Source organism: Xylella taiwanensis (assembly GCF_013177435.1).
GTDB lineage: Bacteria > Pseudomonadota > Gammaproteobacteria > Xanthomonadales > Xanthomonadaceae > Xylella > Xylella taiwanensis.
Window position 1 is genome coordinate 295,653 of record NZ_CP053627.1, and the last position, 19,808, is coordinate 315,460.

Here is a 19,808-nt window from a genome sequence, read left to right on the forward strand (position 1 = left end):
GCTATCAACTGTGATGACGGACTGCGTTTAGTAAAGGGATAACGTGATTGCCACGCTGGATATAGAAAAGGCATGGTATAGAAAAGCAACATAAAACACTTAACTTAATGATTGCGTGTCGTGACTTTGGTGCGATTGGATGCTGGGTGCCGATCATCTGTGGGCGCTGTGAATGAGCCTAACAGCGGCATATTGCGCTGATCTTTTTGATTTCGTTTGCTCTCTGAAGAGAGAAACACCGCTGAACATATTAGTGCGTTTCGATGTTCAAAGGCCACACATGGCGGTGCTTTCAGTACACCGTGTGGTTACATTAGCGGATTAAGCGCATTCCCCCACCGTGACGACATCGCTTCAGCTTTATCTGCTTGGTGTCGTCACTGAAAAAATAGTTTGTTTGTTTCTTGTTTTGCTGAGTAGTTGTAGTTTTATCTTGGCTGTCTATTTTTGGTTAAGTGCAAAATACCTGCATCGTTATTGGTGTATTTGGTGTCCGGCAGCGATTTTCCAGGTGTGCGACGAACCGTGATGTCTGCGTCGTCCAGCGGTAGGTTCATCGGTTCTTTTACACCAATCAGCTTTCATCGTGTTGGCGTGTTTACTTGTCGCCTAATGCGTCATTGGCGCGATTGAATTTGTCTTTTGGGCGGTGTAGCAGTACGAGTGTGTGCTGCTCCGGGTGATACGGTCGCCTGATGTTCTTGTCAGACACTTCAGTCCATTTGAAGAGCAAATGGGTTGTCGGCTATGCAATATTCCCCACAGAACATCACGCGTCCTTGTGCAAGAGCGATGGTGGCTTTGCTCGGCGGTGGCGCTTACAGAAACTGCCTTATTGATGCTCACTCCTTCGTTGCCTAACAAAGAGTGTGTGCGGCCCTTAATTCTGTTTCAGACAGATCGATTTCCCCAAGTACGGATTGTGCTTTAGCCTGCTCCAAAGTGGTCTCGCTGAAGTGGCCAATGCTCAAAATCATCGTTTCGCTGATTTCTTCAGGGTACGCAAGAGTCTTTGCTAGTTTGGTTTGGCTATCGCATTGTGGCTTTCACATTAAGGAAGTACGTGACGAGCGGCAGTGGCCAGCTATGCGTGTCATGCTGACTCACACTCTTACCCCAGTGTTTCCACAACACTTTTGTTGCCAAGGCGTAGACCGAAGAGCGTGTCATACAGACTTGGGATCAGGCCCAATGTCACCAACGTGCCCAGTGCTAAACCGCCGATCATGGTAATTGCCATCCCAGTCCACAGTGGGCCACCGAACAGCATCAGTGGCACCAAGCCGACGATGCAGGTCAGCTTGGTCATGACAATGGGCCGCAGGCGTTTCACGGCTGCCGACACGACAGCCTCCCGACGCGCTAAGCCATCGGCGAGCTCTGCTTCGATGCGTTCCAGCAATAGCACGGCGTTATTGACAATGATCCCAGCCAGTGCAAGTAGGCCGAAGGTGGCGATAAAGCCAAAAGGGTAACCGGTTGTCAGCAGTGCTACAGCTGCACCGATGAGCACAAATGGGATGCTGGCTACTACGATGAATAATTTGCGGAACGAATTGAATTGCAAGATGAATAGCAGCAGGATTGCGACCAGTGCATGCGGCATGAACTGTAACAGTGCTTGGTTGGCTTGTGCCGCGTCTTCGATCTCGCCACCAAGCTCGATGTGATAGCCAGGCGGCAGCTTCAGTGAGGTGACCTTGGGTGCAAGTGTCTGCACAATTTCACCTGCGGTCATTCCCGCATTGTGCCCGATGATTGTGATCGCACGGTTAAGATTGCGACGCATCAGTGTGGAGGGTTCAGTATCGTTCTCTATCGTGGCGATCGCTGACAACGGCAGTGGCGTGCCCACTGCTTGGGAGTACACCAGGGTGTCGGCTGGACTACCCTGTGCGGCGCGCTCGGTTGCATTGCCACGCAGCACGATCGGTGCGGCAACGCCATCATCGCGGATCAGCGAAGCGTGCACACCGCTATAGCGCATCTGTAGAGCTTGGGTAATGTCTTCGGTGCTAATGCCGGCACGGCGTGCCTTTAACTGATCCACCTGCACGATGTAACGTGGTATGCGGGTCTGCCAGTCGTCATAAACGTCATACGTGCCTGGCAGTGCACGCAGCGCATCGCTGATCTGCTCAGCAGACTGACGTAGCACTGCCTCATCCGATCCGATGATGCGGTAGATCGCAACGCCCGCTTCGGTCGCTCCTAATGAGAAGCGCTTGGGCTCAGCACGTACATATGGGAACGCATGACGCATATGCTCGCGGGTGCGTGCGATGACTGTGTCGATGTCAGTACCTGGATGCACACTGATGGTGAAGTAGGCGATATTGGCTGCTGGAAGTGGTGGATTCAGACCAAGGACGATGCGTGGACCACCATCGGCGACGTAACCGATGCTGTCCACCACCTCCGGATTAATCTGCTTGTCAGCGAACCAACGGCTTATTTGTTCGACTGTGCCCAGGGTTTGCCGTGAGTCACTACCAGGCTGCAGCGTGATGGGCATTTGGAATTGCAAGCGATCGGATTTGGGGAGGAAGTTATACGGAATCGAAGTCATGACGATGACTGCCACGGTGAGCAGTGCCAGCATGCTACCGATGAACAGCGCCTTGTGTTCCAGCACGCGGCTGATGATTGCCCGGTAGCCACGATAAAACGGCGAATCGTAATGGCTGTGCCCCTGACCTTCGATGGATGCACGATGCGCCTTGGCGAAGTACAAGCACAGTAGTGGAATGACGGTGATGCTAAGCAACCAAGAGCTTAGCAAGGTGACCGCCAACACGATGACCAGCGGACGCAAATACTCATTTGTTGCGGTCTCGCCGAAGAAGAAAGGAGAGAATGCCAGCACGATCACCAGCGATGATGTCAACAATGGGATCGACAGAGTACGCCCGGCTTCGATGCACGCATGGCGTCGTTCTTCGCCCCCGGCAAGACGGCGCTCGATATCCTCGGCGATGACGATACCGTTATCTACTAACAGGCCCAGTGCCATAATGATTGCGGCAATCGAGACGGTATGCAGTTCGACACTGACTGCACGCATGACGATCAGCGAACAGAGAATAGTCAGCGGCACGATCGCTCCAACGATCAGGCCAGTGCGCCAGCCTAGGAACAGCATCACGATGGCCATGACGATGACCACAGTTTCACCCATGACACGATGCATCTTGCCCATCTCACGATCGACTACATCGGCCTGGAAGGTCACCACGTGCTGTTCAAACCCTATCGGTAGCAGTTGACTGGTGTCTTCAAGTGCAGCGCGCAGTGTTTTACCGAACTTCGAAATGTTGCGTCCCCTGGTCATTGACACGGCGAGTACCACGGCCGGTTGTCCCTGATAGACCGTTGCCGTTTGCGGTGGATCTGCAGGCATCACGTGTACTTGCGCGATCTGACTTAATGGCACCTCGTGTGCACTGCCGGTACCAGGTACGGATACCAGAAAGCGGCGCAATTCCTCGACACTACGTACTTCGCCGCTGGTAGCGACAGTCAACGCCAACCCGGACGCGGATACGAGTCCACCAGGGGTGACGACATTCTGTGCATGCAATTGCTGGATCACTGCCGCCGGAGTTAACCCGGCCTCGACCAGTCGCGCGCGGTCAAACGCGACGTAAACCTGATCCTCCTGTAGACCGTACAGATTGACCTGTTCCACTCCAGGCACGGTGTACAGTTGTTCGCGCATCCGGCGTAGTGGTTCACGCATTTCGCTCATGCTGAAGCCAGGTGCAGTGATCGCTATGGAAGCGACTGCGACACGGCCGAAGTCGTCGTCGACAAAGGGCCCAAACGTGCCGGCGGGTAATACTGTACTGGCCTCAGCGGCTTTGGCGCGGACGCGCAGCCACAGCGTTTCTAGATTTTTGACATTGTCGTAGGCGGTCAACTGGATGAGTGCCCTCCCTGGCCGTACAGTGGTGACAATGTTCTTGATACCGACAATCTCGCGCAGACGTTCCTCGGTAGGCTTTGCCAGCAACGTTTCGACTTGCTCACTGGGCATCCCTGGATAGGCCACTGATATCAGTGCATCACGCACGGTGACCGAGGGTTCCTCTTGTGAGGGAAAGTCGAGAAAGGTGACGATACCGGCGAGCAGTAGCAGCACTGCTGTGAATAGCGTCAGACGGTTGGCGCTCAGTGCCACGCGCGTGATGTTCACAAACGGTCTCCTGTGCTCAAACGCGAGTTGGAGCGGAACGGCAGCACCTTTTGACCGTCGCTGAGGAACGCTGCGCCGGCAACCACAACCTGTTCCCCTGGCTTGAGTCCGGAGCGGATCTGCACTCGCTCACCTTCGATCGTTCCGAGCACGACGTCACGGCGCAACACCACTCCTGCCTTTGGGTGATATACGAACACGATTGCACTGCTGTGATTCACGCCCGGTACCATTGCTGGCAGTGGTACTGAGAGCGCTGGCGCAGCGGCGGCAGACAGTGCCAATAACAGCGTGTCGCCACTGCGCAGTGGCGTCGTCGTCTCTGTCACATCGAAGATGGCCTGCACGCTGGCACCGTTTTCCAAGCGTGGAGACACGCTGCGCAAGCGCAGCGAGATACTTGCTTGCGGTGTATCGGTGCGATTTCCTTGGAACACCCTGTCTGGATTCAGCCCCTGGGCAATATTGGCTGGTAGGGTGGCCACTGCTTGCAGACGACCTTGCCCTTCCATCTGTAATACAGTCTGACCCGCACCAGTATCGGCTTGCGGTTGTAAGAGGCGTGCGACGACACTGCCATCGAATGGTGCACGCAGTTCGCTTTGGTGCACTGCGCGTCTGGCCAATGCGTGATTGGACTCGGCCACGTGCAGATCTGCCTGCGCAGTGTCTAACGCGACTTGTGCGCTAGTCAGCGTCGCCTGGGAGATCATCGCCTCTTTGAACAACGCTTGCTGCTGATTCAGTTGGGTTTGGCGTTCGTGCAACTGTGCGGTAGCGGCACGTAAGGTTGCTTCTGCCTGTTGCAGCCTTAGTCGCACTGGTTCTGGGTCCAGGCGGGCTAGGACTTGTTCATGGCGCACACGGTCGCCGACGTCGACGTTAATGGCAGCAATCCGCCCGCCGTTTTCGAATGCCAGATCTGCACGTTGTTCCTGACGTATGCTGGCTACAAACTGAGTCTTGGCGAGATTTTCGGTACCAACAGTCTCCAGTTTTACGGTGCGCAGAAGGGCTGTTTTCGGTTTTGGGTCGCCGTCGCAGCTGCTTAACGTCATGACCCCAAGCGTGATGGACATCGTCAGAGTCAGGATTTTGTTCTTCACAAGGTATCTCCGGCCGTGCTGCCGACCTATCAAAGGTATGTGGTGAGCGAAATAGTGATAACAATGCTGGTGCGGTGGCATCAGGATTCGGCTGCCGGTGACGTTGTCGATATGCAAAGTTCCGGTCAGTTCCACAGTGTTCGATGCGTGTTTGGTGAATGGCTGATCGCGTGTCACTCTGAGTGACCACATGCATACAGATCAGCGATGGATTGACGCTTAATACACTGAAGCAGTGGGTTCTTTTTTTGGAATTCCCCCAAAGTAAACGGTGATCGCCACAGTTGACCAAAGAGGTGTCCATTCCCGAATCCATTGCGTTACCCTCGGGGTTGCATCACTAAAACCTGTCTTTGGCATGGCAACACGTTGCAGCGAGCGATGGTGTGCATCAGGGATTAAGCGTTGGTGTCAGTAGTAGCCATGGAGTCGCTTGGTATCAGTATGGAACATGGGGGCGCCAATGCTTGTATGTTACCAGTGTTGCTGGGTGTGCCTGAATCCGGTGGCCGGCGAACGTTGTTCTGCTATTGGTCTAGGTTGTTGTGGAAAGTGTTTGACAAATATTAGGTTGTGCGGAATCAGGATGCGCGCGCCTGCATCTAGATGTGAATTGATTCTGGTGCGCCGATACTTCAGGTGCGCGCCATTCTGACGGTGGCGCGCCTGGGTGTGGCGATCTTCAGGACACACGGAGGTCGGCTGAATGTCCACAATCTTGAGGGTAGCAGTCTGTTCGTGGCGATTCAGTTGCCGCTGTCACGCTGACCCCCATCTGTGCTTACGTGATAGGCACTGCATGCGTGTTGTGTTGTTAACGTGGCTCAACTGCTGTGCAGGCGTCCTGTGCTTGGTATCTCTGCGGCGCGAACACACATCACCCAGTTAAACAGCGGTGTCGCCATCAATGTGGAGAGGATCGCCATCAGCACAGAATCGAGAACAGGCCCTGTTCGATCACATCAGCTTGCAATCCGATATTGATGATCATCAGTTCCATCAGTCCACGTGTGTTTAGCAGCGCACCAATGGCGATTGTTTTGTGATGGTTCTCGCCGCTCAGGCGCGCGGCTCCCCAGCAGGCCACACCTTTGCCGAGCAACGAGACAGCCAAAACCACGATCCCGGCCAGCAAGATCTTGGTTGCAGCAGCACGCTCAGCTCGGTTTTTAGGCCGGAATAAGTGAAGAACATTGGCAGCAGGAACGCCACCACGAACGGCTACAGCAACGCGCACACTGTTTCGATCAGCACTGCTAGGCATGTAGACACCGAGTATGAAACCGCGGAATACGGCATGGATGCCGCTGGCGTCCATCGCCCAAGCACTGTGACAGAACAGCACCAGTACCACGACCAGCTTGCTCGTGCCCAGCGGTTGCGCTGGATCTACTTTCTCCATCAGATGCTGTAGCGCATGATGGCCAATCCATAACATGAATAATGCATACGCAATGCTGCTGCCGATCGCCAGATAAGCATAACTCCAACTGCCGTTGAAGCTGGCGAGTACTATCGCCAGGACGCACCAGGCGGCAGCGTCATCGAATGCGCCAGCAGTCAGCGCCATGGTGCCTAGCGAACTGGTCGTAAGGCCAGGTTCGTGGATGATGCATGTCAGCATCGTGAACGTGGTCAACGCAACGGACGTGCCCAGGAACAGTGAGGCTTCCAGCAATCCGGCCTTGCCCGAGAACACCCCTTCGGTATGCAGCAGCCATGAGCATAGCGGGATCACTCACCGGAACGTAGCGACGATGCCTGCTAGGGAGACGCTTATTGCGCTGCGCATGTGCGAGCGGACATGTTCACTGTGGAAATCGGTACTGACCAGGAACATGTACAGCCCGACTCCGCATTGAACGAGCACGTACAGTACATCCAAGGTGTCCTTCGGCAATCATGTTGTTTGCAACTCAGGCACGAGCCTACCCGAATAGCGACGGCCCAAGGGCGACACCACCGATCATTTCACCGACCATCCGTGACTGGTCGCAACGTCGTATCAGCAGACCAGTAGGGTGAGTGCTCATGATCTGTGGGTACTCCATGAATAGAGAAGGGGCGGATCATCATCAGGGTGATTGCTGTTGGATGGTGACAATCGACGCAATTTTGAGATGAAGCACTTGATGTTGTTTACATAGGTGCAACTGAGGGCAGCCAGGATCTGCTCCTAATCGCTTGAACAGGTCGCAATTGGGTTTGATTCTGGTCAGCGTGATACGGATTCCACCGGTGTAAGCACCAGCGTCTGAAAATCAACACGGAAGTTGGTCAGTGGAGACACCGCTTACATGGGCGCTTGATGCACTTTGTGCTTGGAAACCATGTCAAATTGACACAGATGGCGGTGTTGTATCTAAGGTGGCTCTGATGTGCGGTGCAAGCCGTGTACTGCCAAAGCTCCAGCGTGCCCAAGGCGTGGTGTAGTTTTGGAGCATCCCAGGCGCAGAGGTTTGCTTTCCTGGAGGATCACGATCTTGCCGTATTGCGGGCCTGGATGGCAGCAGTGACCGTTTAGATTTCTGATGATGTGCGTTTTGATGCTGATTCCAGGTGGCGTTGGCGGTGTTCTTCGTTTAAGCCATTGGCTGTGGCATAGGCAACGCTCCCGTCAGTTGCGGGTGCATTGAGGAAGGCGTCTGGCATTGGCAGTGTTAATGCGTTGTAGGCGGCACTCACTTCCTCGGTGGTCAGCACGATCACATGCCGTTTCTGGCCTAACACCCTTGCGACCCTCGGCTTTTTTGACGTTACCGCACACATGGCCGGCTGAGGCAAGGCGATCTGGAGTCAGTGTGTTGCTCACCTAGGGTGGCGTGGTGTGGCAAGAGCACAGTGCATGGATGATTTCGGCGACAATACACCGATGCTGATCTCTTCCCCGGCGCGCACGGCGCAATTGCAAATTCATATCTGCGTCCTGCTCTGGGGGTTTACTGCGATCTTTGGCAAGTTGATCACTTTGGAAGCGCTGCCGCTGGTGTGGTGGCGGATGGCGATCGTCGTTGCTTCACTGCTGCTGCTGCCGCGCGTGTGGCGTGGTCTGCGCGTGCTACATCCGCGTGTGATCCTTGCTTACAGCGGTATCGGCGCATTGGTGGCGTTGCACTGGCTGGCTTTTTATAGCGCGGTCAAATTAGCTAATGCCTCGGTGGCCGCGACGTGCATTGCGTTGGCACCGGTGTTTACTTCCGTGGTGGAACCTTGTGTCGTACGGCGGCCGTTTCAGTTACGCGAGTTGCTGTTGGGGTTGATGGTGTTACCGGGTGTCGTGCTCGTGGTGGGTGGTGTCCCCGATGGCATGCGTATTGGCGTTTTCGTTGGTGTGGTGGCGGCGTTATTAGCGGCTTTGTTCGGTTCGCTCAATAAACGTATGGTGGCGCACGCTGATCCGTTGACTGTCACCGCATTGGAGCTGGGTGCGGGCATCCTGCTCCTGACAGGATTGGTACCGCTGCTGTCGTTTGTGTTCCCGACGCTGCATGGCGTGCCGTGGCAATTGCCCAATGCACATGACATTTCCCTGTTGCTCATATTGTCATTTGCGTGCACCCTGCTGCCTTTTGCGTTGTCGCTAGTTGCACTGCGTTATCTCAGTGCCTATTCGCTCCAGTTGGTGACTAACCTGGAACCGGTCTACGCGATCGCACTGGCGATTGGTTTGCTCGGTGAGCAGCGCGAATTGACAGGTCTGTTTTACTTAGGAGTGGCGATTGTTCTTGGCGTGGTTTTCTTACACCCGATGTTAGAGCGGCGCATTCGTCCCTAGTATCCGCAGCAGATCATTACTAAGACTAGGAACAGCAGAGATTCAGTGCAGGTGCCTGGTGTGGATATTGTCCGGTCCGGACCGCACTCTGCTTGTGCCTGCTGTACCTGTTCTGATACAGCGTCAGGTTGGTATGTGCAGTGCTGCTGCTTGTGATTGACTTGCAATGATAGGGAAAAAATAAGCAGTGCTCTATGTTGAGTCACATTTCAGGTGGTACCGTTCGGTTTAATACGTGTCTACATTTGATAAAAAACGTCTGGCCATTGTGGTGAGTGACGCTACTCGTTTTACCGCGCACATGTCGTAGCGCGAACCGTTCTGGCAACACGGCATAAATTTTTAAGCCTCACCGTGTCAGCGATTGATGCTCTAGAAGCCGACGCTATCCAGTAGCGTTATGACGATCATCTCCCTATTACATGGGATAACGGCCATTGAGGTTCACTGTGTTGTCGAACGTGTATTGCTGTGCAGTGTTCAGCAGGTCCTGCGGCTAGCAATATCCAGATGTGAATACCTAAGGTTGACGTTATTGAGATGTTCGTGGAGGTACGGTGATCGAACGTTGTTGCCAGCAGCGGGTTGTGGAAGGTGCAGTCGTAGTGCGAACAGTATTCAGACACTGTATTGAGCCATCTTTACGGTATGCGTACAGTGTCATGGTCTTGTCCGGGATATGTACTTCGCGTGCTGTCGCTTTCAGGAATGCCTCAATCATTGGTTGATTTACCGTACTAGATACTGCTTCTTATTGTGCTGCTCAGTGCGCAGGATCTTGTTGAAGATGCCGCTGTCGCTGCTGATCAGAATCAGTCTCTTCACACCCTTGTCTAGCGTTCCCGTTGGGAAAATGTGCTCCTCATGACTGCAGAAGCCGATGCTGGTGTTCTTAACAGCATGTTCGGTGGTGTGCGTCATGAGAAGCGGCATTCTGTCATGCGGTGTCGATAGCGCGTGTCACATGTGTGAGGGAGGCGCCCATGCATGGGTTATGCGGTGGCTTCCTGGGCAACGGCCAAGTACGCCGATACTGACCATTACACCGTTAACGGTGATGCGTGTTTGCCGAGCATGTGACAGGAGTACAAGCCGGTTGCAGCGATGTGCTGGTGCAGTTGGGGCGGCCACCGTCAGATGATCTGCGCTAAGGAGGGAGTATGTCCTCAATTGAACATCGAGCGCTCATGGAACGTGCTGCCACCCACGCTGTATCAAGGTTTGGTATTGCAACAACCTTCGATTGCGTAACGTTTGGAACATCAATGTATCGCAGCGGCAGACAATTCTTAGGTCGTCGTCTATTGCAGCGTGCCAGGTCGGTGTTACGTGATGCCGAAGTGGGCTGGTTTTAAGAGGAAGGAAGCTGAACATGCGTGCTTTGATGCAGGAGGTGTTTCCCTTGATATGTGGGCATCTCAATGTAGCCCCTTAAGGGGCCACTCGCATGCAACGCTAACGCTCTAAAACATGGCTGGTAGCCAGCATGGCGCCCATGGAAGACCTGCGGGTGGGCGCGCCCGGGTGTTATTACTGCTACCGAACAGGATTCAACCGCCGTATGGTGGTCTTGGTTTGGCTGATTTGTTGTGTTGTGGCCTGGGCGTGAATTTACCAGCGCCAACTGGTTTGGGCTTGAATTCTCGGACAGGCGCGATTGTTTCGGTTGCGTCGATCCGACGCATTTGGAGTTGCTGTCCGGAGACCCAGACCTTCTTGAGGTGCTGCAGGATCTCGCGTGGCATCTCTGCGGGGAGATCCAGAATCGAATGGTCGTCACGGATGTCGATCCGGCCAATGTAGCGGCTCTCCAATCCAGCTTCGTTGGCAATGGCGCCGACGATATTGGCTGGCTTCACGCCGTGTATGCGGCCGACTTCGATCCGGTAAGACTCCATACCGAACTCCGGGGTGTTGCGTGATGCTGCGGTGCGCTGGGGACGCTTGGCGTGTTCAGTGTGGTTGGGGCGCTCTGGACGCTTGAACGATGAGGAGCGTTTGCCATGCTCGGATGACTCGTTGCGCTCGCGTGGGGGGCGTGCCGGCGCACTCAACAGGAACGGGCTATCCCCCTGAAGCAGTCGCGCCAGGGCGGCCGCGATCTCGATAGCCGGTACATTGTGTTCACTTTCGAAACGTTGCAGCAGCTTGCGGTAGAAGTCGATTTCATCGCCGGCTACCAGAGCATTGCTGATGCGCCCGAAAAATTTGGCCACGCGGGTGTCGTTGACTGCATCCACGCTGGGCAGTTGCATGGCTTCAATCGGTTGATGAGTGGCACGTTCGATCTGGCGCAGCATGCCTTTTTCGCGTGGCGTCACGAAGAGAATCGCTTCGCCGCTGCGGCCGGCACGGCCAGTGCGTCCGATGCGATGGACGTAACTCTCAACGTCGTAAGGAATGTCGTAGTTCAGCACGTGGCTGATACGTTCCACGTCCAAACCGCGTGCGGCTACGTCGGTGGCAACGAGGATATCGAGCTTGCCATCCTTGAGTTGGTGAATGGTGCGCTCGCGTTGCATCTGTTGCATGTCGCCGTTGATCGCTGCGGCGGCCAAGCCACGTGCTTGCAATTTCTCGGCTAATTCTTCGGTGGCGGCTTTAGTGCGCACGAAGATGATCATCGCGTCGAACGTCTCCACCTCAAGAATGCGTGTGAGCGCGTCTAGCTTGTGCAGGCCGCTCACCCACCAGTAACGTTGCCGGATATTGGCCGCGGTCGTGGTTTTAGTGGCGATAGTGACTTCGATCGGGTCGTGTAGATAGGTTTGCGCGATGCGGCGGATCTGTGGCGGCATGGTGGCCGAAAACAGCGCTACCTGACGTGACACGGGCAACTTCTGTAGCACGGCTTCAACGTCTTCGATGAAACCCATACGCAGCATTTCATCGGCTTCGTCGAGCACCAGCGTTTTCAGTTCGGACAGATCCAGGGTGCCGCGCTCCAGGTGATCGATCACCCGGCCAGGAGTGCCGACGACCACATGCACACCGCGTTTCAGTGCGGCCAGTTGCTGGCCATAGGATTGGCCGCCGTACACCGGTAGCACGCGGAAGCCAGAGATCGCTGCGGCATAGCGCTGGAATGCCTCGGCGACTTGGATGGCCAGCTCGCGGGTAGGTGCCAGCACGAGCACTTGCGGCTTGGTCTGAGTCAGCGCGGTGCGTGTCAGTAACGGGAGCGCGAATGCGGCGGTCTTGCCGGTACCGGTCTGCGCTTGGCCGAGCACGTCGCGTCCAGCCAGCAATGCCGGGATGGTTGCCGCCTGGATGGGCGACGGAGTTTCATAACCGACTTTGGTCACGGCTTGCATGACAGCGTCAGAGAGACCGAGATCTGCAAACAGCAGCGGCGTAGGGGATGGGTTTGACATAGGAACTCCGGAGACGCCGCTGCAACTGAGCGGGATCAGGGGGCCGATATTGTGCGCTTTATGTAGGCTGTTGTCGAAAAAGTTCACGAGAGGTTGGTTCAGGTGTGAGTGTTGCTCGTAATGCTTGCAAGCACGGTGTTCTCACACTTTAGCCTTTTCATTCCCCGTCGCTGCGATGGATCCCTTCGACCTGAATGCAATTCTAAAGAGGTGACATCTTGCTCTGGCCGATGCAAGAGCACATGAAAGCCACGTTTGGGAAGACATGCCGTGGCTCATTCATGTGGCTCATTCATATTGTTGCAACGTAGGAGACTCCAGACTTCGTGTACGCCTGTTCTGGGAACCTACTTATTTAGTGTAGGGCCATGTTCAGTTCCGGGATCAGCTGGAACAGGTCGCCGACTAAACCGATGTCGGCGATCTCGAAGATCGGTGCGTCGGCGTCCTGATTGATGGCGACGATGGTGCCGGCGTCCTTGATGCCCGTCAGGTGTTGGATCGCACCGCTGATGCCGATCGCGATGTACAAATCCGGGGCGATGATCTTGCCGGTTTGGCCGATTTGCAGCTCGTTTGGCACGTAACCGGCGTCTACCGCCGCGCGTGAAGCACCGACGGCTGCGCCGAGTGTATCGGCGAGTGCATAGATCAATTGGAAGTTTTCCATGCAGCCAAGGCCACGGCCACCAGACACCACACGTTTGGCGTTTTGCAGGTCTGGACGGTCATAGGTGTGCGCATCCAGGCTAACGAAACGGGTGTGGTCCGGTAAATGTGCCGAGACTTTGACGGCTTCTAGGGTGGCGTTGCCGCCTTTGGCGGCTTCTGGCCATGACGCAGTGCGCACGGTGGCGACGACGATCTGATCGGAAGGTGCTTTAACAGTGATGATCGCATTGCCGGCGTAGATGGCCCGGCTGAAGGTGTAGGCGTCTTGCGCGTTCATCAGCTCCGAAATTTGGTTGACGCCGAGCAGCGCAGCCACGACAGGCATCAAGTCCTTGCCAAAGGTTGTTGAGGGGCCGAACACATGGGTGTAGCTGTTGGTCTGGACGAGGGCGGCAATCTGTGGAGCCAGCACGTGTGCCATCGGGTGCATGTTGGCAGCGTCGGCAATGGTGAGCACGCGTGCCACCCCCGCGATCTGTGCGGCTTGCGCGGCTACGCTGTCCGGGATGGCGGCCAGCACCGCGATATCGATTGCCTCGGGTGATAACGCCTGCGCCGCACTGACAGTCTTAGCCGTGGCGGCGTTGAGTTGGCCGTCCCAGTGTTCGGCGATGACGAGAATCTTGATCATGACAGCAGCCCTTTGTTCTTGAGGACGGCCACCAATTCGGTGGCGTTCTTTACCATCACACCCTGCTTGCGCTTGGGCGGCGGAGCGTAATGGATGGTTTCCAGGCTATCGTGCGCGTCCACGCCAAGATCGGCGAAGGCAATGGTTTCCAGTGGTTTGCTCTTGGCTTTCATGATGTCGGGTAGCTTGATAAAGCGTGGGTCGTTCAGGCGCAGGTCAGCCGTGATCACTGCCGGCAAGTCAATTTCCAGCGTTTCCAGGCCAGCATCGACCTCGCGAATCACAGTGGCTTTGCCATCAGTGATGGTCACCTTTGAGGCGAAGGTGGCCTGCGGCCGTCCCCACAGTGTGGCCAACATCTGGCCGGTTTGGTTGGCATCGTCGTCGATGGCTTGCTTGCCCAGGATCACCAGTGCCGGTTGTTCCTTCTCAACCAGCTTGAGCAGGGTGCGCGCAGCGGTAAGGGGTTGTATGGCGGCATTGGTAACGACGTGGATGGCACGGTTGGCCCCCATCGCTAGCCCGTTGCGCAGGTGTGCAGTGACGTCGCTCGGAGCGAGTGTGGCGATCACCACTTCGCTGGCGATACCTGCGTCACGCAGGCGTAGTGCCTCTTCAAGGGCGATTTCGTCGAAAGGATTGGCCGAAACTTTAACGCCGTCTGTCATCACGCCAGATCCATCGGGTTTGACCTGGATGCGGACGTTATAGTCGACCACGCGCTTATAGGCGACGAGGATTTTCATTGTTTGGAGATCCTGGAACTGATGCGTGGAAGTCAGGTTGCGGCGGTGGGTACCTGGAAGTGTGCCAATTCTACGGGCGACGTGGTGTCATGTGATTGTGTCAATCGATTGGAGTGGCTGGAGCTCAACCGGCGGAGGATGTGACCGGGGTATCCTATGGTGTTCGACGATCCCTGTCAGGTGCAGGGATGTGGTGCCTGATGGAGAATGTGATTGGCCACGTGGCTTGTAACCGGCGGTGCCGGTTTCATTGGCGGTAATTTTGTATTGCAAGCGATAACCCTAGGCCATCGTGTGATTAACCTCGATGCCCTGACTTACGCGGGTCATTTGAAGACGCTCGCTGCCCTTGATGGGTGTCCGGACCACATCTTCGTTCATGGCGACATTGGCGACCGTGCGTTGGTAGCTCGTTTGTTGGATGAGCACCGCCCAGATGCAGTGCTGAATTTCGCTGCTGAGAGCCACGTTGACCGTTCGATTGATGCTCCCGCCGCTTTCATTCAGACCAATGTGGTTGGGACGTTGATGTTGCTGGAGGCGGTGTGCGTGTACTGGAAGACCCTGCCGAAGTCGGCGCGTGTTGGGTTTCGCTTTCTGCATGTCTCGACCGATGAGGTTTACGGCAGCCTTGGTGCGACGGGGGCTTTTACGGAGACAACAGCGTATGCCCCCAATTCGCCTTATTCGGCCTCCAAAGCGGCGTCCGATCACTTGGTGCGTGCGTTCCACCACACCTACGGATTACCGGTGCTGACCACCCATTGTTCAAATAACTATGGGCCATATCATTTTCCAGAGAAGCTCATCCCGCTGATGATCACCAAGGCATTGGCGGGTGAACCGCTGCCTGTATATGGTGATGGCCGGCATGTGCGCGATTGGCTGTTTGTCGGCGATCACTGTACAGCGTTGCGTGCTGTATTGGCTGGGGGGCGGGTGGGTGAAACTTATAACATCGGGGGACATGCCGAGCGCGAGAATCTTGAAGTGGTCCGCATGATTTGCCGGTTGCTTGACCAACGCCGCCCGCGTGCCGATGGGCAGTCTTACCAAAGCCAGATGACTCACGTGACAGATCGTCCGGGACATGATCGTCGCTATGCCATCGACACGTCCAAGTTGGTGAGTGAATTAGGCTGGATACCGGCGTATCACTTCGAGCATGGGCTTGCCATGACGGTGGACTGGTATTTGGAGCATCAGGACTGGGTACGTGATGTGCTTGAAGCGCGTACCCGCTTTGAGCGTATAGGGACTGCGGTGTAACGCGGATTTCTGGAAAATAATTGCTGATTCGTGTCTAGACTTTCATATCAGGAAATCATTCCATGACGCAACGCAAGGGCATCATCTTGGCGGGTGGGGCCGGGACACGTCTGTATCCCATCACTCAGGGGATTGGTAAGCAGTTATTGCCGGTGTATGACAAGCCGATGATCTACTACCCGCTCAGTGTGTTGATGCTGGCTGGGATTCGTGAGGTGTTGGTCATCACCATGTTGCATGAGCAGCCGTTGTTCCAGCGCCTGCTGGGTGATGGTACGCAATGGGGCATGGAGATTCGTTATGCGGTACAGCCTCGTCCCGATGGTCTGGCACAGGCCTATCTGATTGGCCGTGCATTTGTCGATGACAAGCCGAGTTGCCTGATCCTGGGGGACAACATTTTCTATGGGCATGGTCTGACCGACACGCTATGTCATGCCGATGCTCGTACCGTGGGCGCCACCGTGTTTGGCTATTGGGTCAGTGATCCGGAGCGCTATGGCGTGGCGGAATTCGATGGTGACGGTCGCGTGATCAATATTGAGGAGAAGCCAGCACGGCCACGTTCCCACTATGCGGTGACCGGGTTGTATTTCTACGATGGGCGCGCGCCTGCATTCGTTGCTGAACTGACGCCTTCGGCGCGTGGCGAGTTGGAGATTACTGATCTCAACCGCCGTTATTTAGCCGAAGGCGCGTTGCACCTGGAGGTGCTTGGGCGCGGTTATGCATGGTTGGATACAGGGACCCACCAGTCGCTGCACGATGCTTCCAACTTCATTGGAACCATCCAAGCGCGGCAGGGCTTGCAGGTGTGTTGTCCGGAGGAGATCGCGTTCTGGAAGGGGTGGATTGATGCGACGCATTTGGAGCGTTTGGCGGCACCGTTGGCAAAGAATGCTTACGGGCTGTATCTGTTGGATCTGGCCCAGCGGGGACGGTTACCGTGAAGGTGATCGACACGGCGCTGCCAGGTTGCGTAGTGATTGAGCCGACGGTGTTTGATGATGCGCGCGGTCAATTTTTCGAGGCATGGAATGCTGAGCGTTTCGAACGTCAGGGATTGTCATCCCGCTTCGTGCAGAGCAACGTGTCCACATCCATGTATGGCGTATTGCGCGGCTTGCATTACCAGTGGCCGCGCCCGCAGGGTAAGTTGGTCTGCGTGTTGGAGGGTGAAGTCTATGATGTGGCTGTTGATATCCGCTGCGGCTCGCCGCACTACGGGCGTTGGGCGGCGGTACTGCTCAGTGCCAAAAACAAGCGCCAGTTATGGATTCCGGAAGGATTTGCACACGGGTTTGTGGTGTTGTCCGCGCGTGCGGTATTCAACTACTTGTGTACGGACGTCTACGTGAAGGAAGCCGATGCCGGCATCCGTTGGAACGATGCCTTGCTTGGGGTGGATTGGCCGATCTCTGCGCCGCTGCTCTCGGCTAAGGATCAGGCGGCGCCGTTTATGGAAGAGATTCCCATCGATCGCTTGCCGGTATACGTGCCGTGACGGTGCTGGTGTTTGGGGCGGGTGGTCAGATTGGCCAAGCGTTGCTGCGGTCGTTGACCGGGCGTGTTGTATGTGCAGTCACGCGCAGTGGACGGCTGCCGCATGGGACGGTGTGCGTGCAGGCGGATTTCGAGCGGCCTGAGACACTCCGCCCGTTGCTTGACGCGCAGCGCCCAGCGCAGGTGGTGAACGCTGCCGCTTATACGGCAGTCGACCGCGCGGAATCCGAACCTGATGTGGTGTTCCGTATCAATGCGGATGCACCGGGCGTCATCGCGCATTGGTGTGCTGAGCATGATGTACCGCTGGTGCATTACTCCACTGACTACGTGTTCGATGGGCGGAGCGCGTTTCCGTACCGTGTCGACGATCCTGTCGCACCGTTGAATATGTATGGCGCTAGCAAGCTGGCGGGCGAGCGTGCGGTCCGGGCGGCGGGCGGGTGTTCCCTGATCCTGCGTACTTCCTGGGTTTACGCGGCTCATGGCCACAATTTTTTACGTACCATGCTGCGCTTAGGTGCGGCATCCGCGACGCTGCGTGTCGTTGCCGACCAGGTCGGCACCCCGACCCCAGCAGCGCTGATTGCTGATGTCACGGCGCAGTTGCTGGCGGCTGGTCCGCAAAGGATGCCTGCGGGTCTCTGGCATCTGACGGCAGCCGGTCAAACCAGTTGGCACGGTTTTGCCGAGGAAATTTTCACGCAAGCGCAGGCACGCCGTTTCATGACGAGGGTGCCGCACGTACAGGCGATCGCGAGCGCGGATTACCCGACCCCGGCGCGGCGTCCGGCGTATTCGTGCCTGGATACCACAGCGTTGGTGGACACGTTCGGAATCGTGTTGCCGGATTGGCGTCAAGGTGTGGCGGATGTATTGGACGAAGTCGCTAACATGCCCTGCTGAACGTATCAGACGATGGATGCTTTTGGGAGAGATCGTGTGCTGGTGTGTATCGGTCTGCTTTGCAGGCCAGTACGGTGTTGTGTCGACGTGCGCTGATGGCGGTGCTGATAGTGCAGCGCATCCGGCAGCAGCCACGTGGGCCGCTGTTGCGGCCCCGGACCTGCTTTTTCAAGCACGACCATAAGTATCTTCGAAACGCACGATATCGTCCTCGCCGAGATAGCTGCCCGACTGTACTTCGATCAATTCGAGCGGCAGTTTGCCTGGGTTACGTAGGCGATGGGTCACACCGAGTGGGATATAAGTACTCTGATTTTCGGTCAGTAACAGGACTTCGCTGCCGCGCGTGACCTCAGCGGTACCGCTGACCACGATCCAGTGTTCGGCGCGGTGATGGTGCATTTGCAGGCTCAGTGTCGCGCCGGGCTTGACCGTGATGCGCTTGACCTGGAAGCGCTGGCCCATGTCGATGGAGTCGTAGGCACCCCACGGACGGTAAACCTTGCGGTGCCAGGTGGCTTCTGAGCGTCCGTTCGCTTTGATCTTGTTGACGATCTCCTTGACGGTTTGGATGCGGTCACGATGACCGACCAGCACGGCGTCGTCGGTCTCAACCACCACCACATTTTCTAGCCCGACCATCGCGATCAGACGCGATCCATAGGCGTAGGTGTTGCGGCAATCGATGTGGATCACGTCGCCGTGGTGAGCATTCCCGTCGCTATCTTGCTTGGAGACCTCGTGCAGGGCCGACCAGGAGCCGACATCGCTCCATCCAGCGTCCAATGGCACGACGACAGCGTCGGCGGTGCTCTCCATCACCGCGTAATCGATAGAATCCGATGGGCTGGCTTCGAATGCTTGCTTATCTAAGCGGATGAAATCGGTATCGCGCTTTGCCGCGGTCCATGCCTGCCGGCAGGCGGCGGTGATGGCCGGTTGAAAGGTGCTGAGCTCGGCCAGGTAGCGTGAGGCGCGGAACAGGAACATGCCGCTATTCCAGAAATATTCGCCGGAGGCCAGATAGCTTTGAGCAGTGGCCAGATCGGGTTTCTCGATGAAGCGCTCCACCGGACGCATGGCACCACCGCTGGCGGCTTTGATGTAGCCGTAGCCGATTTCCGGGGTGTTTGGGGTGATGCCGAAGGTGACCAGTTTGCCTTGCGCGGCGGCCTCGGCGGCCACATGGACCGCAGTCTGGAACGCTGCTTCGTCACGGATCACGTGATCGGACGGTAGTACAAGCAGCAGTGGATCGGTGCCAGTACGGGTTGCTTCCAGTGCGGCTACGGCGATCGCCGGTGCGGTGTTGCGGCCTGTGGGCTCAAGCAGAATCGCGGAAGGGTGCACGCCCAAGTGCTGCAATTGTTCGGCGGCGATGAAGCGGTGTTCTTCGTTGGCAACGACGACGGGTGAATGTGCTGCTACCGGAGCGGCGCGCAGCCAAGTGGCTTGCAGCATGCTGTGGTCACCGACCAGTGGCAGAAACTGCTTGGGATAGGCCTCGCGCGATAGCGGCCATAGCCGCGTGCCCGAACCGCCGGACAGGATCACGGGAAGGATATCGTTCATAGGCGGGGCGAACTCCATGCAGGGAATGAGAGGGGTGGGTGGAAACAGAGGGGGACGTT

The 19,808-nt window shown here is 56.3% G+C and carries 14 protein-coding genes and 1 pseudogene; 6 read left to right on the top strand and 9 right to left on the bottom strand.

Going from position 1 to position 19,808, the window contains the following annotated elements; translation table 11 throughout:
• Positions 1 to 1,111: 1,111 nt before the first annotated feature.
• The gene (locus tag PLS229_RS01120) at positions 1,112 to 4,195 is read right to left on the bottom strand and encodes an efflux RND transporter permease subunit (RefSeq protein ID WP_038271094.1); all 3,084 of its coding nucleotides are present in this window, start codon (positions 4,193 to 4,195) and stop codon (positions 1,112 to 1,114) included.
• Positions 4,192 to 5,274, bottom strand: coding sequence for an efflux RND transporter periplasmic adaptor subunit (locus PLS229_RS01125; protein WP_038271123.1), 1,083 nt, complete (start codon positions 5,272 to 5,274; stop codon positions 4,192 to 4,194). The genes PLS229_RS01120 and PLS229_RS01125 overlap by 4 nt, the downstream gene beginning before the upstream one ends.
• Before the next feature lie 666 nt (positions 5,275 to 5,940).
• Here PLS229_RS01125 and PLS229_RS12385 point away from each other — a divergent pair.
• On the top strand, positions 5,941 to 6,069 hold the full coding sequence (locus PLS229_RS12385) for a hypothetical protein (RefSeq protein WP_267903166.1): 129 nt from the start codon (positions 5,941 to 5,943) through the stop codon (positions 6,067 to 6,069).
• Between the two features lie 157 nt (positions 6,070 to 6,226).
• Here PLS229_RS12385 and PLS229_RS01130 read toward each other — a convergent pair whose 3' ends face one another.
• Positions 6,227 to 7,039 carry a cation:proton antiporter gene (locus PLS229_RS01130; protein WP_081755431.1) on the bottom strand — a complete coding sequence of 271 codons (813 nt, stop codon included), beginning with the start codon at positions 7,037 to 7,039 and terminating at the stop codon, positions 6,227 to 6,229.
• 782 nt (positions 7,040 to 7,821) lie between these two features.
• The gene (locus tag PLS229_RS01135; protein ID WP_038271095.1) at positions 7,822 to 8,031 is read right to left on the bottom strand and encodes a hypothetical protein; all 210 of its coding nucleotides are present in this window, start codon (positions 8,029 to 8,031) and stop codon (positions 7,822 to 7,824) included.
• 145 nt (positions 8,032 to 8,176) lie between these two features.
• Between PLS229_RS01135 and PLS229_RS01140 the strand changes: the two genes are divergently transcribed.
• Positions 8,177 to 9,076, top strand: a complete 900-nt coding sequence (locus PLS229_RS01140) for a DMT family transporter (RefSeq protein ID WP_171898070.1) — start codon at positions 8,177 to 8,179, stop codon at positions 9,074 to 9,076.
• A 729-nt stretch (positions 9,077 to 9,805) separates the two neighbouring features.
• Here PLS229_RS01140 and PLS229_RS01145 read toward each other — a convergent pair.
• The 4 genes and pseudogenes from PLS229_RS01145 to PLS229_RS01160 form a co-directional block, all read right to left on the bottom strand.
• Positions 9,806 to 9,997, bottom strand: a complete 192-nt coding sequence (locus tag PLS229_RS01145; protein ID WP_114867058.1) for a pseudouridine synthase family protein — start codon at positions 9,995 to 9,997, stop codon at positions 9,806 to 9,808.
• Between the two features lie 674 nt (positions 9,998 to 10,671).
• Positions 10,672 to 12,450, bottom strand: a pseudogene (locus tag PLS229_RS01150) (DEAD/DEAH box helicase); the annotation flags it as partial.
• Positions 12,451 to 12,805: 355 nt separating this feature from the next.
• Positions 12,806 to 13,753, bottom strand: coding sequence for an electron transfer flavoprotein subunit alpha/FixB family protein (locus PLS229_RS01155; protein WP_038271097.1), 948 nt, complete (start codon positions 13,751 to 13,753; stop codon positions 12,806 to 12,808).
• Positions 13,750 to 14,499: an electron transfer flavoprotein subunit beta/FixA family protein gene (locus tag PLS229_RS01160; protein WP_038271098.1), complete on the bottom strand. Its 750-nt coding sequence runs from the start codon at positions 14,497 to 14,499 to the stop codon at positions 13,750 to 13,752. Before PLS229_RS01160 ends, PLS229_RS01155 begins: the two co-directional genes overlap by 4 nt.
• A gap of 213 nt (positions 14,500 to 14,712) precedes the next feature.
• On the opposite strand from PLS229_RS01160, the gene rfbB reads away from it, so the two are divergent.
• The 4 genes from rfbB to rfbD all read left to right on the top strand — a co-directional run bounded on the left by rfbB (position 14,713) and on the right by rfbD (position 18,177).
• The gene (rfbB, locus tag PLS229_RS01165; protein ID WP_038271099.1) at positions 14,713 to 15,768 is read left to right on the top strand and encodes a dTDP-glucose 4,6-dehydratase; all 1,056 of its coding nucleotides are present in this window, start codon (positions 14,713 to 14,715) and stop codon (positions 15,766 to 15,768) included.
• Between the two features lie 62 nt (positions 15,769 to 15,830).
• Positions 15,831 to 16,718, top strand: coding sequence for a glucose-1-phosphate thymidylyltransferase RfbA (gene rfbA / locus PLS229_RS01170; protein ID WP_038271100.1), 888 nt, complete (start codon positions 15,831 to 15,833; stop codon positions 16,716 to 16,718).
• Positions 16,715 to 17,272 (top strand): dTDP-4-dehydrorhamnose 3,5-epimerase, encoded by a 558-nt coding sequence (rfbC, locus tag PLS229_RS01175; RefSeq protein ID WP_038271101.1) that lies wholly within the window; start codon positions 16,715 to 16,717, stop codon positions 17,270 to 17,272. Before rfbA ends, rfbC begins: the two co-directional genes overlap by 4 nt.
• Entirely contained in the window at positions 17,269 to 18,177 is a 909-nt protein-coding gene (gene rfbD / locus PLS229_RS01180) for a dTDP-4-dehydrorhamnose reductase (RefSeq protein ID WP_038271102.1), read from the top strand. The genes rfbC and rfbD overlap by 4 nt, the downstream gene beginning before the upstream one ends.
• Positions 18,178 to 18,345: 168 nt before the next feature.
• On the opposite strand, the gene PLS229_RS01185 is transcribed toward rfbD, so the two are convergent.
• Positions 18,346 to 19,749, bottom strand: coding sequence for a mannose-1-phosphate guanylyltransferase/mannose-6-phosphate isomerase (locus PLS229_RS01185; protein ID WP_038271103.1), 1,404 nt, complete (start codon positions 19,747 to 19,749; stop codon positions 18,346 to 18,348).
• Between the last annotated feature and the right edge of the window lie 59 nt (positions 19,750 to 19,808).

What these genes read in the sequence shown, in the direction of transcription:
- PLS229_RS01155 (WP_038271097.1), bottom strand. Translation starts at nt 13,753, where the DNA reads ATGATCAAGATTCTCGTCATCGCCGAACACTGGGACGGCCAACTCAAC.
- PLS229_RS01145 (WP_114867058.1), bottom strand. Translation starts at nt 9,997, where the DNA reads ATGACGCACACCACCGAACATGCTGTTAAGAACACCAGCATCGGCTTC.
- rfbA (WP_038271100.1), top strand. Translation starts at nt 15,831, where the DNA reads ATGACGCAACGCAAGGGCATCATCTTGGCGGGTGGGGCCGGGACACGT.
- PLS229_RS01160 (WP_038271098.1), bottom strand. Translation starts at nt 14,499, where the DNA reads ATGAAAATCCTCGTCGCCTATAAGCGCGTGGTCGACTATAACGTCCGC.
- PLS229_RS01185 (WP_038271103.1), bottom strand. Translation starts at nt 19,749, where the DNA reads ATGAACGATATCCTTCCCGTGATCCTGTCCGGCGGTTCGGGCACGCGG.
- PLS229_RS01125 (WP_038271123.1), bottom strand. Translation starts at nt 5,274, where the DNA reads ATGTCCATCACGCTTGGGGTCATGACGTTAAGCAGCTGCGACGGCGAC.